The following is a 14,806-nucleotide window of genomic DNA, read 5'->3' as shown; positions in this document are numbered from 1 at the left end:
CGCCGCATCCACCAACTCGACCAGGACCGGGTGCGTGCGGGACAGCGGCCGGAAGTGCCGGACGGGGAGGCCCGCCACGGCCACGGCCTGCGCCCATGTCGCCCCCCGGCCGAGCGCCAGTACCGCGACCCGGACCATCGCGGGCGTGGCCGTGGACTCGGCGGCGGGGCCGTCGCCGAGCCCGTGGGCCGCGGCCAGTGCCGCGGCGGATCGCAGGGCGGAAGCGAAGGCCGGGTCCTTCGCCAGCCAGTTGCGCAGCATCCGCTCCGGCACGTCCGCCCACACCGCGGCGGCGTCCAGGGAGAGGCCCTGCGCCGTGGCCTGGAGCACCTCGGCCATCCTCGACAGCGTCTCGTCACGCTCGCGCGGCAGTTCGCCCAGCGAAGCCTTCAGGGCGAGCTCGACCTCGTCCCGGGCGCCCAGCAGCTCCACCACCCGGTCCGCCGGGGCAGCGCGGTCCCGCGCCGCCGGAGCGCCGTTCCCCTGCCGCTCGTACACCGCCGCTCCCCCTGCCGATTCCCAGGCACAGGCTCCGGACGACCACTCGGAGCACGGTCGGGTCCGCCTGGAACCACCCGCCCCACACCCGCTCCCACACCCTCGCCGACCTCAGTCGGAGGTGCGCTCGCCCTGGGCGATCTCCACTCCGCCGTGCAGCCAGACCGCTCCGGCCAGGGAGGAAGCACCGGCCGCCGTGCACAGCAGCGCCATGGCCAGCAGCGCGGGAGCGATGCGCCGCACGGGCGCCCCGACGAGCAGGGCCTTCACGCGGGCGGGGACCGGCCCGGTGACGGCGCCCGGCGCGAGCACGGATCCGCCGGGCCGCGCACCGGCACGGGTGACGGCCAGCGCCGCCCGCCCGACGGCATGCGCGGTGAGCGTCCGGCTGCCGGTGGCGCGGGCGGCGGACTCGTCCGCCGCCCGTTCGGCGGCGAAGGACACCTGCGGGATGACGGCGGCCAGCGCCGGGTGGCACCATCCGGCGAGCTGGGCGACGGCGAGGAAGAGGTGGTGGCGCGAGGAGAGGTGCGCCCGCTCATGAGCCAGGAGGGCTTCCCGTTCGCGCGGCTCGAGTGAGCTCAACATGCCGGAGGTCACCACGATCCGGCCCCCGCCCCACAGCCCACCGGGAAGGGCGTAGGCGTCGGGTCGCGGGTCGCTCAACACGCACAGCCCCCCGACGGCCGGAAGGTGGGCGACATCGCCGTGGGCGGTACGCAGCTGCCTGGCCTCGGTGAGTCCACGCCGGGCCACGGTGACGCCGATGACCGCGACGACCCCGGCGGACACCGTGGAGACGCCCAGCGCCAGGAGCGCCGGACCGGCCCGGAGCGGCTGGACCAGATGCACGAGCGCGGCCAGGGGCGGGATCGCCAGAGCCAGCGGCAGCAGCAGAGCGCCCAGGCACGCCACGACCCCCAGGGCCAGCGCCCCGGTGGCGGTGGTGATCGTCCACAGCGCGACCTCGGGCCGCACCCGGTCGGCCGTGCGCCGTGCGAACGGCGCCAGCAGCCAGGGCAGCAGGAGCGGGACGATCAGCAGGGCGATCACTGCCCGCCTCCCTCCAGCAGCCGCCTGAGCTCCGCCTCGTCGTCGGAGCTGAGCCCTTCGACGAACCGGGCCAGCACCACGCTGCGGTCGCCGTCCCGGTCGAGCTCGCGGTGCATCCGGCGCGCGGTGAGACCGTGCGCGTCCTCCACCGGGAAGTACAGGAAGCCCCGCCCGCCCGGATCGCGGCCGACGACACCCTTCTCGTGCAGCCGGGCGAGCAGCGTCGCCACCGTGGTCCGCGCCAGCGACTGCGGTATCGCCTCTCTGACCTGCGCCGCCGACTGCGGTCTCCCCGCGGCCCACAGGGCCGCCAGAACACTGGCCTCCAGCTCACCCGCAGGCCGGCGTTCGCTCGCGCTGTCGGTCATGAAACCTTCCTCCCACCACTTCGTCTACAGTGAAGTAGACACCAACTGCTCTGCTGACGCGAGGGAGGCGGACCGCACCCCCGAGGCGGTCCGGCACCCTCTTGCCCGCAGCGGTGAGCCCCACCCCCAGCCACCATTATCGATGGGACCGCACGGATGCTCCTCACGCAGCTCGCCGCAGCACCGCCGGTGCACCTCGCCGTGAACCTGCTCGACGCCCAGTCCCTGCTCGCCGCCTTCGGAACGTTCGGCATCGCGGTCATCCTCTTCGCAGAGACCGGCCTGCTCCTCGGATTCTTCCTGCCCGGCGACTCCCTGCTCTTCACCGCCGGACTGCTGTGCGCGGGCTCGGCCGCGTCACCCGGCCACCTGTCCCTGCCCTGGGTCCTCCTCGCCGCCGCGACCGGCGCCCTGGCCGGCGCGCAGACGGGCTACCTCCTGGGCCGCAAGGCCGGACCCGCGTTCCTGACCCGCGCCAAGTCCCGCAAGATCAGCGAGGGCGCCGCACGAGCGGCGAAGATCCTCGAACGCTACGGCTACGCGAAGGCCATCGTCCTGGCACGCTTCCTGCCCATCGTCCGGACGGTACTGAACCCCCTGGCCGGAATCCTCGAGGTCCCGACCCGCACCTTCGCCCTCTGGCAGATCCTCGGCGGCCTCCTGTGGACCATCGGCCTGGTCCTGGCCGGATACGCCCTCGGCGCCTCCGTACCCAACGTCGACCACTACCTCCTGCCGATCATCGCCGCCATCGTCGCCCTGTCCCTCATCCCGGTAGCCCTGGAACTCCTCCACTCCCGCCGCACCCCCGACCCGGACACCAACGCCTGACCCCACCGCCGAAGACCAAAAAGGAAGCCGCCTCCCCTACCGGGCAAAAGCCCAGGCAGGCGAGGCGGCTTCCTTCTCAAACAAACCCCAGGTCAGGCGTCGTCGCGGACCGGCTCCAGGATCGCCACGCACTCCACGTGGTGCGTCATCGGGAAGAGGTCGAAGGCGCGCAGGGTGCGGACCTTGTAGCCCGCCTCCTTGAAGTAGCCCAGGTCGCGGGCCAGGGCTGCCGGGTCACAGGCGACGTAGGCGATGCGGCGGGGGGTGAGGCCGGCCACCTGGCGGACCGTCTGCTTGCCGGCGCCCGCTCGGGGCGGGTCCAGGACGACCAGGTCGCATTCCGTGATGCCGGTCTTGGGGAGGATCGCCTCGACCTTGCCCTGCTCGATGCGGACGCGGGGGAAGTCGGCCAGGTTGTGCCGGGCGTCCTCGACCGCGCGCTTCGTGGACTCGATGCCCAGGACGGCGCCGGTGTCGCCGAGGCGTTCCGCGAGGGCGCCCGCGAAGATGCCGACGCCGCAGTAGAGGTCGAGGGCCATCTCGCCCTTGCGCGGCATCAGGCCCTGCATGACGGCCTTGATCAGGGTGTCCGCGGCCTGGGGGTGGACCTGCCAGAAGCCGCCCATGCCGACGCGGTACGTACGGCCGTCCGCGCGCTCGCGCACGAAGGGGCGGCCGTGGACGCGGTGGACTCCGCCGTCCTTCTCCTCGACGCGCAGGACGGAGACCGGCTTGTCGAGCTCGACCAGCGGCAGGCGGCCGCCGGGGCGCGGGGTGAGGACGACCTGGCGGTCCTGGGAGCCGGTCGCGGCAATGGCCTCGACGGTGGCCATCTGGGGCCAGTCCTGCTGCTCGATGCCGAGCTCGCTGACGCCGGGCGCCGCAATCATGCAGTGGTCGATCAGTTCGATGTCGTGGGAGCGGTGCTTGCGCAGGCCCGCGTTGCCGTCCTCGTCGATCGCGAACTGCACTCGGGTGCGCCACTGCGGGACCTGGCCGGCGGGCACCTTGTCGCCCTCGGCCGGCATGACGGTGCCGTCCCAGCCGGCCTGCTCCGGGGTGAGTCCGGCGAGGCGCAGCAGCTGCTCGGCGATGACCTCGCCCTTGAGGCGGCGCTGGGCGCCCGGCTTGGCGTGCTGCCAGTCGCAGCCGCCGCACTTGCCGGGGCCGGCGTACGGGCACGGGGCCGGGGTGCGGTCCTTGGAGGGGTCCAGGACGGTGACGGCGTCGGCGCGCAGGAAGCGGGAGTCGGCGTCGCCCTCCGTCACGCGCGCGATGACCTTCTCGCCGGGCAGGGTGTGCCGGACGAACAGCACGCGGCCCTCGGCGGTGCGGGCGATGCAGTGGCCTCCGTGCGCGACGGGGCCGACCTCGACCTCGTACTCCTCCCCGACCAGTGACTGCTTCTCGTTCTGCTCGGTCGTCATGGCGGGGAGACTCCAAGGAATGTGGATCAAAAAGGAACGGCCGGACGACCGACCCACCAGTTTACGTGGATCTCGTCCGGCCGTTCACCACCCCGCGAGGTGCCGCGCGCTACTTCGCCGCCGGGTCCTTCGGACGCGGGCTGTCGACCGGCCCGCGGCGCACCGCGCCCGGGGCGTTCCACTCGGCCCGCTTCTTCGCCCGCTTCTTCGCGAGCTCCGAGGACTCCAGCTGGTAGGGCACCGAGGTGACCATGACGCCGGGGGTGAAGAGCAGCCGGCCCTTGAGCCGCAGTGCGCTCTGGTTGTGCAGGAGGTGCTCGTACCAGCGCCCGACGACGTACTCGGGGATGTACACGCTGACGGCGTCGCGCGGGTTCTCGCTGCGCAGGCCCTTCACGTACTCCACGACCGGGCGGGTGATCTCCCGGTACGGGGAGTCGAGGATCTTCAGCGGGACGTTGATCCCGCGCCGCTCCCACTCCTCGCGCAGCGCCTTGGTCTCCACCGGGTCGACGCTGATGCTGAGCGCCTCCAGGGCGTCCGAGCGGGTCAGCTTGGCGAAGGCCAGGGCGCGCAGGGTGGGCTTGTGGACCTTGGAGACCAGGACGATGGAGTGGACCCGCGAAGGGCGGATGCTGTCGTCGGAGGGCCCCTCGGCGGCGGCGATCTCGGCGGAGACCCGGTCGTAGTGCTTCCGGATCGCGGTCATCGTCGCGTAGAAGATCACCATGCCCAGCAGGGCGACCCAGGCGCCGTGGGTGAACTTGGTCGCGAGGACCACGACCAGCACCAGGCCGGTGAAGAACGCGCCGAAGGCGTTGATCGCGCGGGAGCGGAACATCTTGCGGCGGGCCGCCGGGTCCGTCTCACTGCGCAGGTGGCGGTTCCAGTGCCGGACCATGCCGGTCTGGCTGAGGGTGAAGGAGACGAAGACGCCGACGATGTAGAGCTGGATCAGCTTGGTCGAGTCGGCGCCGTAGATCCAGACCAGCAGGATCGCCGCGCCCGCCAGCAGCACGATGCCGTTGGAGAAGGCGAGCCGGTCGCCGCGGGTGTGCAGCTGCCGGGGCAGGTACCGGTCCTGCGCGAGGATCGAGCCGAGCAGCGGGAAGCCGTTGTACGCCGTGTTCGCGGCCAGGAACAGCACGAGCGCGGTGGCGGCGGCGAGCACGATGAACATGAAGCTGCCGTTGCCGAAGACGGCCTCGGCGACCTGGGAGATCACCGGGTTCTGGACGTAGCCCGAGCCGACCTCGGCCCCGTTGTGGAGCAGGTCGGTGGCGGGCTTCTCGGCCATCCGCACGTTGGTGGCCATGGCCAGCGCGATGATGCCGCAGAACATCGTCACGGCCAGGCCGCCCATCAGGGCCAGGGTGGTCGCGGCGTTCTTGCTCTTGGGCTTGCGGAAGGCGGGTACGCCGTTGCTGATCGCCTCGACGCCGGTCAGGGCGGCGCAGCCGGAGGAGAAGGCCCGCAGCAGCAGGAAGACCAGGGCGAACCCGGCCAGCCCCTGGTGCTCGGCCTTGATCTCGAAATCGGCCGTGGGTGCCTTCATGGTCTGGTCGAGGACCAGGCCCCGCCAGGCTCCCCAGGCGATCATGACGAATACGCCCACGACGAAGACATAGGTCGGAATGGCGAAGAGCCTCCCGGATTCCTTCATGCCGCGCAGATTCAACAGCGTGAGCATCAAGATCATCCCAATCGCGCACAGCACTTTGTGCTCGACGACGAAGGGGATGGCGGAACCGAGGTTTTCGACGCCGGAGGCGATCGATACGGCGACGGTCAGGACGTAGTCGACGAGCAGGGCGCTCGCGACCGTCAGACCGGCCTTGGGGCCGAGGTTGGTGTTGGCGACCTCGTAGTCACCGCCGCCGCTCGGGTAGGCGTGGACGTTCTGCCGGTAGGAGGCGACCACCGTGAACATCAGCACGACCACCGCGACGGCGATCCAGGGGCTGAAGTGGTACGCCGATACGCCGGCGACCGACAGGACCAGCAGGACCTCGCCGGGCGCGTACGCCACCGAGGAGAGCGGGTCTGAGGCGAAGACGGGAAGGGCGATCCGCTTGGGGAGGAGTGTTTCTCCGAGGCGGTCGCTGCGTAGCGCCCTGCCGATCAGGATCCGTTTGGGCACGTCGGTCAGTTTGGACACGCAGAGGATCGTAAGCGTTCGAAATCAGACTGACGAACCCCCCACCCCTATCCGCCACGAAGTCCCCCCACATCCAGGGCAAAGAGACGCGGCCTCCAGCCCAAATGGTCACACTGGTGACCGCCCGTGTGTAGCTTGGGCCATGGTCTGAGACCCTGTTAAGCCAGAGCAGCAAAGAGGCTGGAAACCAGCGAGCCGCTGACAGCCGGAAGGACGGCCGTGCACATCGTCATTATGGGCTGCGGAAGAGTGGGATCCGCTCTCGCGCAGACCCTGGAACAGCAGGGGCATACGGTCGCGGTCATCGACCAGGACCCCACCGCATTCCGCCGGCTGGGGGCATCCTTCGGCGGCCGTCGCGTCACCGGAGTCGGCTTCGACCAGGACACCCTGCGCGAGGCCGGCATCGAGGAGGCGGGCGCCTTCGCCGCGGTCAGCAGCGGTGACAATTCCAACATCATCGCCGCGCGCGTGGCCCGGGAGATGTTCGGCGTCGAGAACGTCGCCGCCCGCATCTACGACCCCAAGCGCGCCGAGGTCTACCAGCGGCTCGGCATCCCCACGGTCGCCACCGTGCGGTGGACCGCCGACCAGATGCTCCGGCGGCTGCTGCCGTCCGGCGCGGAGCCGCTGTGGCGCGACCCGAGCGGCGGTGTCCAGCTCGCCGAGGTGCACACCTCCACCGCCTGGATCGGCCACAAGGTCAGCCAGCTGCAGGAGGAGACCGGCGTCCGCGTGGCGTTCCTCACCCGACTGGGCGAGGCCATGCTGCCGACGTCGGCGACGGTCCTCCAGGAGGGCGACCTCGTCCACGTGATGATGCGCACGGACGAGATCGACAAGGTGGAGGCTTCCTTCGCCGAGGGACCTGAGGAGACGCACGCATGAGGGTCGCGATCGCCGGAGCGGGCGCGGTGGGCCGCTCCATCGCGGGTGAGCTGCTGGAGAACGGCCACGAGGTGCTCCTCGTCGACAAGGCTCCGACCGCCATCTCGGTGGAGCGGGTGCCGCAGGCCGAGTGGCTGCTGGCCGACGCCTGCGAGATCACCTCGCTGGACGAGGCCGCGCTGCAGCGCTGCAACGTGGTCATCGCCGCCACGGGCGACGACAAGGTCAACCTGGTCGTCTCGCTGCTGGCCAAGACCGAGTACGGGGTTCCCCGGGTCGTGGCCCGCGTGAACAACCCGAAGAACGAGTGGCTCTTCAACGAGTCCTGGGGCGTGGACGTCGCCGTCTCCACGCCGCGCCTGATGTCGGCGCTGGTCGAGGAAGCCGTCAGCGTCGGCGACCTGGTCCGGCTGCTGCGCTTCAGCCACGGCGACGCCAACCTGGTCGAGCTGACCCTGCCCGCCGACTCCCAGGTCGCCGGCAAGCAGATCAGCGAGATCACCTGGCCCGAGGACACCTCGCTGGTCACGATCATCCGTGGCAACCGGGTCCTGACCCCGCACGGCGAGGAAACCCTCGAACCGGGCGACGAGCTCCTCTTCGTGGCCGCGCAGGCCCGCGAGGAGCAGCTGGAGGACCTCCTGCAGGCCGCGGACTAGCCTGCGGCTCGCTTACACGTCCGAAGGGCGCCGACCGGCCTGGTCGTCGCCCTTCGGCGCATCCCGGAAGCCGGGCAGCGACTGCGACGGCGTACGGGGCTGCGTGCGGGGCGGGGCCTGGTCCCTGCGGGGCTGTCCCCGACCCGCCCTTCCGCCGTTCCCTGGGGCTCCGCCCCAGACCCCGCGCCTCGAACTCCCCCAGCTACCGCTGGGAGGTGCCCCCGGGCGGGGCTGGATCTATCGGCCCCGCTCGGCGGCCTTCGCGGCCTTCGCGGCCTTCGCGGCCTTCTCCGCCGCCTCCTCCGCCTCCCACTCCGCGATCACGTCGATCGGCGGCGGCGCCTTCGCCAGGAAGGCCCACGTGAAGTACACCGCCAGCACCATCGGCGGCAGCTTCAACGCGATCAGCACCCAGCCCAGCTGCGTCGCGTCGCCCCACCAGTACAGCGGGAAGAGGATCGCGTACTTCGCGAGGAAGATCAGGCCCCAGGCCAGGCTGGCCTTGGTGTACGCCTTCTTGCGCCCGGGGTTGCGGGTGCGCCAGGAGAGGTTCTCCTTGAAGACCGGCCCCAGGATCACCCCCAGCAGCGGGAAGCCCACCAGCGCGGAGAGCGTGAAGGCCACGCCCAGTCCGGCGCCGTAGATCATGCCGGGCAGGTAGAAGCCCTTCGCGCTGCCCGTGAACAGGGCGAAGGCCACGCCCACGCCCACGCCGAAGACGCCACTGAAGGCGTGCTTCACCGTGTCCTTGCGCAGCAGCCGCACGATCACCAGCAGGACCGCGACCGCGCCCGCCGCGATGGCGGAGCTCTTCACGTCCTTGTTGATCGTGTAGATCATGACGAAGAGCAGGCCGGGGAGCATCGTCTCCACGGTGCCGCGGATCCCGCCGAAGGCATCGAAGAGGGCCGCCTGCGTCACGGCCTTCTGGTCGGCGGCCGGATCCGCGGAGGGATCCACCCCGTGAGTGGTCGGTTTGTCGAGTGACGTCACCGTCAGTGCTCCTGTCCGAGCGGTCGGAGTTCGTACTTCGGGTTGAAGAGCACCCGACGGCCGTGGCTCATCGAGATCCGCCCGGAGGCGATCATGCGACGGCCGGGTTCGATTCCCACGATCGAGCGACGCCCGAGCCAGACGACGTCCAGCGCGGCCGAGCCGTCGAACAGCTCGGCCTCCAGGGCGGGGACGCCCGCGCGCGGCCTCAGGGTGACGGTCCGCAGGGTCCCGGTCACCTTGACTATCTGACGGTCGTGGCAGTCGCAGATCCGCGTGCACCCCGCGGCTTCTGCGTCCTCCTGCAGCTCCGCCGAATGCAGCTCCTCCTGCGAGGTGGACAGCCGCTCAATCATCCGGCGGAACCGGCCCGCGGGCCTGGCGGGTTTCGCCGGCTTGGCGGGCTTCTCGGGACGCGGTTCAGCACTCATACAGGAAGCGTACCGGCGCGGCCACTACCTCTCGAAGCGGTATCCCATGCCCGGTTCGGTGATGAAGTGCCTCGGGTGCGAGGGGTCCGCCTCCAGCTTGCGCCGCAGCTGCGCCATGTAGACCCGCAGGTAGTTGGTCTCGGTCCCGTACGAGGGCCCCCAGACCTCCTGGAGCAGCTGCTTCTGGCTGACCAGCTTGCCGCCGTTGCGGACCAGGACCTCCAGCAGGTGCCACTCGGTGGGCGTCAGGCGCACGTCGCGCCCCTCGCGCACCGCCTTCTTCGCCGCGAGGTCCACCGTGAAGTCCTCGGTCTCGACGATCACCTCGTCCTCGCCGGACCCGGCGGAGGGCTCGGCCCTGCGGACGGCGGCGCGCAGCCTGGCGAGCAGCTCGTCCATGCCGAAGGGCTTGGTGACGTAGTCGTCGGCGCCCGCGTCCAGGGCTTCGACCTTCTCGTCGGAGGTGTGCCGGGCGGAGAGGACCAGGATCGGGACGCGGGTCCAGCCGCGCAGCCCCTTGATCACCTCGACCCCGTCCATGTCGGGCAGGCCCAGGTCGAGGACGACCACGTCGGGGTGGCGGGCGGCCGCCAGTTCCAGGGCGGTGGCCCCGTCGGCGGCCGCGTCGACCTCGTACTTGCGGGCCTTCAAGTTGATCACGAGGGCTCGGACGATCTGGGGTTCGTCGTCCACCACGAGCACCCGGGTCATTGGGGTCCTGCCTTCTGTCGTATCGAATCAAGATCAAAATCTACGGGGCCGGGCGCGTGGTCCGCCTCCGGTCCCCCGGGCTCCTGCGGCGCGCTGCGCCCCTCGCCGTCCACGCTCACGTGGATCTGCGGCCGCCTGCCGGCCGCCGCCTTCAAGGTGAGCACCATGGTCAGTCCGCCGCCCGGGGTGTCCTCGGCGGTCAGGGTGCCGCCCATGGCCTCGGCGAAGCCGCGTGCGACCGCCAGCCCGAGCCCGACCCCGGCTCCGCGCGGGGCGTCCCCGTACCGCTGGAAAGGGGCGAAGATCCGGTCCTTGGCCTCCTCGGGCACGCCCGGCCCGCGGTCGACGACCCGTACCTCGACCCGGTCGCCCAGGAAACTGGCCGCCACCAGCACCTGCTCCCCCGCCGGGCTGTACTTGACCGCGTTCTCGACCACGTTGGCCACGGTCCGCTCCAGCAGCCCGGGGTCGACCGCCACCATCGGCAGGGTCTCGGGGATGTCCAGCAGGACGCTGTCCTCGGGTACGCCGCCCAGCGCCATCGGGACCACCTCGTCGAGGTCGATCTCGCGGATCAGCGGGGTGACGGTGCCGGTCTGGAGCCTCGACATGTCCAGCAGGTTCCCGACCAGGTGGTCGAGGCGGTCGGCGCCCTCCTCGATGCCCTGGAGGAGCTCGGCCCGGTCCTCCTCGGACCATTCCACGTCGTCGGAGCGCAGGGAGCTGACGGAGGCCTTGATGGAGGCCAGCGGGGTACGCAGGTCATGGCTGACGGCGGCGAGCAGGGCCGTCCGGATCCGGTTGCCCTCCGCCATCCGGCGGGCCTCCTCGGCCTCCCCGACCAGGCGCTGGCGGTCGAGTACGACGGCGGCCTGGGCCGCGAAGGCGCCGAGCACCCGGCGGTCCTCGGCGGGCAGCACCCGGCCGGACAGGGCCAGCGCCATGTGGTCGCCGATCGGCATGTCCACGTCGGCGTCCTCGGGCCGGCTGACCGGGCTCGGGCCGACGCTGCCGGCCGGCTGCCAGGGTTCGACGTCGCTCTCCCGCTCCAGCAGGGCCACCGACTCCATGGCGAAGGTCTCGCGCACCCGCTCCAGCAGGGCGTCCAGCGTGGTCTCGCCGCGCAGCACGCTGCCCGCCAGGAAGGAGAGGATCTCGGACTCGGCGCGCAGCCGGGCGGCCTGGTGGGTGCGGCGGGCCGCCGCGTCCACGACGGAGGCCACCGAGCCGGCGACGCCGAAGAAGACCGCGATGGCCACGATGTTCTTGGGGTCGGAGATGGTGAAGCGGTGGATGGGCGGGGCGAAGTAGTAGTTCAGCAGGAGGGAGCCCAGGGCGGCGGAGGCCAGGGCCGGGTAGAGCCCGCCGAGCAGCGCCGCGGCCACGGTCAGGGCCAGGAACAGCAGCATCTCGTTGGCGAGACCGGGGTCGGAGTCGATGTGCGTGAGCAGCGCCGCGAGCATCAGCGGCAGGACCACCCCGGCCACCCAGCCGGCCACGATCCGGGGCCGTCCGAGCCGGGCTGCCGAGCGGACCACGGGCAGGCCCCGGCCCTTGGCGACCTCTTCGTGGGTGACGATGTGCACGTCGAGGTCGGGCCCGCAGTCGCGGGCCACGGTGGCGCCGACACCGGCGCCGAAGACGTACTGCCAGGGGCGGCGGCGGCTGGAGCCGAGCACGATCTGGGTGGCGTTGACCCCGCGGGCGAATTCGAGGAGCGCCTCGGGGACGTTGTCGCCGATCACATGGTGAAACGTTCCGCCGAGGTCCTCGACCAGCGTCCGCTGGACCGCGAGCTCCTTGGGCGAGGCCGCGGTCAGCCCGTCGCTGCGGGCGATGTAGACGGCCAGGATCTCGCTGCCGGAGCCCTTGGCCGCCACCCGGGACGCACGCCGGATCAGGGTCCGCCCCTCGGGGCCGCCGGTCAGACCGACCACGATCCGCTCGCGCGCCTGCCAGGTCGAGCGGATGTTGTGCTCGCCCCGGTACTGCTGGAGGTACTCGTCGGCCCGGTCGGCGACCCAGAGCAGCGCGAGCTCGCGCAGGGCGGTCAGGTTGCCGGGCCGGAAGTAGTTGGACAGGGCCGCGTCGACCTTGTCCGACTTGTAGATGTTGCCGTGGGCCATCCGGCGGCGCAGGGCCTGCGGGGACATGTCGACCAGCTCGATCTGGTCGGCCCGGCGCACCACCTCGTCCGGGACCGTCTCGCGCTGCCGCACCCCCGTGATCGACTCGACCACGTCGCCGAGTGACTCCAGGTGCTGGATGTTCACGGTCGTGACCACGTCGATCCCGGCCCGCAGCAGCTCCTCCACGTCCTGCCAGCGCTTGGCATTGCGCGAACCGGGCACATTGGTGTGCGCCAGCTCGTCCACCAGGGCCAGGGCGGGCCTGCGCGCGAGGATCGCGTCCACGTCCATCTCGGTGAAGGCGGCGCCCCGGTACGAGAGCTCCTTGCGCTCCACCTGTTCCAGGCCGTGCAGCATCACCTCCGTGCGCGGCCGCCCGTGGTGCTCGACGAAGCCGACGACGCAGTCGGAGCCGCGCTCCACCCGGCGGTGGCCCTCGGAGAGCATGGCGTACGTCTTGCCCACACCGGGTGCCGAGCCGAGATAGATCCTTAGCTTGCCGCGTCCCATGCGCTCATTCTCCGGGACGTTCGCCCCGATCACGCGCCGATGACGGCCCGGCGCCCGATCCCTGACGGATCCCTGACACCGTTGTCGCCGGACCGCGGCGGCCGGACGCGGCTGTGGGCCGTACCCCCCGGAGGAGTACGGCCCACGGCCGGAAACAGTCGCCCCGTGCCCGGGGCGGGGGGATCAGCGAACCTCGGTGATCTCCGGGCCGCGCTCCAGCTGGCCCATGCCACCGCCGAAGCGGGAGCCTTCCTGCTCCTCGGTGGTCTGCACACCGTCCGGCACCATCTGCGCGTCGTTCGGCAGCTTCAGGACGATCGGGTCGCGCGGGGCCATCGGGCCCTCGCCACGGACCACGACGGTGTCCAGGAAGATCCGCTCCAGCACGCCCGCCGACTCGGGACGCACCGCGCCCTGGCCGGAGATGACGCCGCGCAGGAACCAGCGCGGGCCGTCCACACCGACGAAGCGGACCAGCTGGGCGCCGGTCTGCCCGTCCGGCAGCGGTACGGGCACCTGCGCGCGCAGCTCCCAGCCCAGCGGCCCCTCGACCTCGTCGATGATGCCGCCCTGCTTGGTGATGCCCTCGGCGATCTCCTCGCGGACCTCGCCCCAGATGCCTTCCTTGCGCGGCGCGGCGAAGGCCTGCAGTTGTACGGCACTGTCGCCGAGCACCACGGTCGCGGCGACGATCGCGTCACCGGCGACCTCGACGCGCAGCTCCATGCCCTCGACACCCGGTACGAGGATGCCGCCGAGGTCGACCCGGCCCTCCTCGGGGTTGCCGGGCACTTCCGATACGTCCCACGGTCCGTCGGGGCGCGGAGCCGGAGGCAGGTTCAGCCGGCGCGGCGCTGCCACGTCGGTCTCCTCCGCACCGTCCTGCTCATCGGCGCCGACGCCGTCGACGACCTGCTCGGCCGCGCCGCCGTCCTTGACGGAGTCGTTCTTCTTGCGACGTCCGAACACGTCACTGTCCTTCCCGGTCGGATACGACCGAAGCGTAGCCATTCCCACCCTGCTGACCAGCGCCGGATCCGGCCACGGCCGCATGACCTCCGGTGGAGCCGAAACCCCCCTCGGCCCGCGCCGAGTCGGGAAGATCCGCCACCTCGTGGAAGCGCACCTTCTCGACCCGCTGGACAACCAGCTGGGCAATGCGGTCGAAACGCTCGAACCTGACGCTCTCGCGCGGGTCGAGATTGACCACGATCACCTTGATCTCCCCACGGTACCCGGCATCCACCGTCCCCGGGGCATTCACGAGCGCGAGCCCGCAGCGGGCGGCCAGGCCCGAGCGCGGGTGCACGAACGCCGCGTAGCCGTCGGGCAGCGCGATGGAGACCCCGGTGGGCAGTACGGCCCGCTCGCCCGGCTCCAGTTCGGCGGCCCGGGTGGTCACCAGATCGCAGCCGGCGTCGCCGGGGTGCCCGTAGGCGGGGATCGGTACCTCCGGGTCCACGCGCCGGATCAGCACGTCGACGCTTCCACGGGGAGTGTTGTTCTCAGACATCAGGGGTTCACCTCGAAGGCGCGTGCGCGCCTGACCTGGTCCGGGTCGGCCATCGCCGCCCGGATCTCCTCGGGCCGTCCGTTGTCGGTGAAGTGGTCGACCTTCACCTCGATGAAGAGGGCTTCGGCGCGCAGCGCGACGGGTCCCTGCGGACCGCCTATTCGACCGACGGCCCGGGAGTAGATCTTCCGGCCGGCGACGGCGGTGACCTCGGCCTCCAGGTACAGCACGGTGCCCACCGGCACGGGCCGGACGAAGTCCGTCTCCAGCCGGCCGGTGACGGCGATGACGCGCAGCAGCCAGTTCAGGGAGCCCAGGGTCTCGTCGAGCGCGGTGGCGAGGACCCCGCCGTGCGCGAGACCGGGCGCGCCCTGGTGGGCGGGCTTGACGGTGAACTCGGCGCTGACGCGCACGCCCTCACCCGCGCGGGCCTCCAGGTGGAGTCCGTGGGGCTGTCCGTCGCCGCAGCCGAAGCAGTGCGCGTAGTGGGCACCGAGGAGCTCGCCGGGTGCCGGGGCATCGGGGTGCCGCACCGGCGGGGTGGCCTCGGCCGGGGGCGTCAACGCTGTGTTTCGTCCACTCACAGCCGCAGACCTTACCCGCGCGGCTACCCGCCGGTCGCCTCGTGGGAGGCTTG

14 protein-coding genes are annotated in these 14,806 nt (G+C 71.6%); 3 read left to right on the top strand and 11 right to left on the bottom strand.

Annotation, left to right across the window (positions count from 1 at the left end; all coding sequences use genetic code 11):
• Positions 1-609: 609 nt before the first annotated feature.
• Positions 610-1,551 carry a M56 family metallopeptidase gene (locus AC3IYJ_RS30645; RefSeq protein WP_489397755.1) on the bottom strand — a complete coding sequence of 314 codons (942 nt, stop codon included), beginning with the start codon at positions 1,549-1,551 and terminating at the stop codon, positions 610-612.
• Entirely contained in the window at positions 1,548-1,919 is a 372-nt protein-coding gene (locus tag AC3IYJ_RS30640) for a BlaI/MecI/CopY family transcriptional regulator (RefSeq protein ID WP_489397754.1), read from the bottom strand. The genes AC3IYJ_RS30645 and AC3IYJ_RS30640 overlap by 4 nt, the downstream gene beginning before the upstream one ends.
• Before the next feature lie 156 nt (positions 1,920-2,075).
• Here AC3IYJ_RS30640 and AC3IYJ_RS30635 point away from each other — a divergent pair, with 156 nt between their 5' ends.
• Positions 2,076-2,750: a DedA family protein gene (locus AC3IYJ_RS30635; RefSeq protein WP_489397753.1), complete on the top strand. Its 675-nt coding sequence runs from the start codon at positions 2,076-2,078 to the stop codon at positions 2,748-2,750.
• A 92-nt stretch (positions 2,751-2,842) separates the two neighbouring features.
• On the opposite strand, the gene AC3IYJ_RS30630 is transcribed toward AC3IYJ_RS30635, so the two are convergent.
• On the bottom strand, positions 2,843-4,177 hold the full coding sequence (locus AC3IYJ_RS30630) for a class I SAM-dependent RNA methyltransferase (protein ID WP_489397752.1): 1,335 nt from the start codon (positions 4,175-4,177) through the stop codon (positions 2,843-2,845).
• Positions 4,178-4,286: 109 nt separating this feature from the next.
• A complete protein-coding gene (locus AC3IYJ_RS30625) occupies positions 4,287-6,335 on the bottom strand; it encodes an APC family permease (RefSeq protein WP_489397751.1) in 2,049 nt (682 codons plus the stop codon).
• Positions 6,336-6,554: 219 nt separating this feature from the next.
• Here AC3IYJ_RS30625 and AC3IYJ_RS30620 point away from each other — a divergent pair, with 219 nt between their 5' ends.
• Together AC3IYJ_RS30620 and AC3IYJ_RS30615 are read left to right on the top strand one after the other, a co-directional pair.
• Positions 6,555-7,223, top strand: a complete 669-nt coding sequence (locus AC3IYJ_RS30620; protein WP_330299034.1) for a potassium channel family protein — start codon at positions 6,555-6,557, stop codon at positions 7,221-7,223.
• Positions 7,220-7,882 carry a potassium channel family protein gene (locus AC3IYJ_RS30615; RefSeq protein WP_214953432.1) on the top strand — a complete coding sequence of 221 codons (663 nt, stop codon included), beginning with the start codon at positions 7,220-7,222 and terminating at the stop codon, positions 7,880-7,882. The genes AC3IYJ_RS30620 and AC3IYJ_RS30615 overlap by 4 nt, the downstream gene beginning before the upstream one ends.
• A 237-nt stretch (positions 7,883-8,119) precedes the next feature.
• Here the strand turns inward: AC3IYJ_RS30615 and AC3IYJ_RS30610 are convergent, their stop codons facing one another.
• The 7 genes from AC3IYJ_RS30610 to AC3IYJ_RS30580 all read right to left on the bottom strand — a co-directional run bounded on the left by AC3IYJ_RS30610 (position 8,120) and on the right by AC3IYJ_RS30580 (position 14,753).
• Positions 8,120-8,875 carry a DUF3159 domain-containing protein gene (locus AC3IYJ_RS30610; RefSeq protein WP_489397750.1) on the bottom strand — a complete coding sequence of 252 codons (756 nt, stop codon included), beginning with the start codon at positions 8,873-8,875 and terminating at the stop codon, positions 8,120-8,122.
• Between the two features lie 2 nt (positions 8,876-8,877).
• Complete coding sequence (locus AC3IYJ_RS30605; RefSeq protein WP_112451269.1) at positions 8,878-9,306, bottom strand: OB-fold nucleic acid binding domain-containing protein; 429 nt, start codon at positions 9,304-9,306, stop codon at positions 8,878-8,880.
• Positions 9,307-9,330: 24 nt separating this feature from the next.
• Positions 9,331-10,017 (bottom strand): response regulator, encoded by a 687-nt coding sequence (locus AC3IYJ_RS30600; protein WP_489397749.1) that lies wholly within the window; start codon positions 10,015-10,017, stop codon positions 9,331-9,333.
• Positions 10,014-12,656 carry an ATP-binding protein gene (locus AC3IYJ_RS30595; RefSeq protein ID WP_489397748.1) on the bottom strand — a complete coding sequence of 881 codons (2,643 nt, stop codon included), beginning with the start codon at positions 12,654-12,656 and terminating at the stop codon, positions 10,014-10,016. Before AC3IYJ_RS30595 ends, AC3IYJ_RS30600 begins: the two co-directional genes overlap by 4 nt.
• A 183-nt stretch (positions 12,657-12,839) precedes the next feature.
• Entirely contained in the window at positions 12,840-13,625 is a 786-nt protein-coding gene (locus AC3IYJ_RS30590; RefSeq protein WP_489397747.1) for a DUF3710 domain-containing protein, read from the bottom strand.
• A gap of 1 nt (position 13,626) precedes the next feature.
• A complete protein-coding gene (dut, locus tag AC3IYJ_RS30585) occupies positions 13,627-14,169 on the bottom strand; it encodes a dUTP diphosphatase (RefSeq protein ID WP_489397746.1) in 543 nt (180 codons plus the stop codon).
• On the bottom strand, positions 14,169-14,753 hold the full coding sequence (locus tag AC3IYJ_RS30580) for a PaaI family thioesterase (protein ID WP_489397745.1): 585 nt from the start codon (positions 14,751-14,753) through the stop codon (positions 14,169-14,171). Before AC3IYJ_RS30580 ends, dut begins: the two co-directional genes overlap by 1 nt.
• Positions 14,754-14,806: the final 53 nt, after the last annotated feature.

The sequence above is a fragment of the Streptomyces sp. GL_140 genome (assembly GCF_057834465.1).
This window is presented reverse-complemented; position numbering and strand designations above follow the sequence as displayed.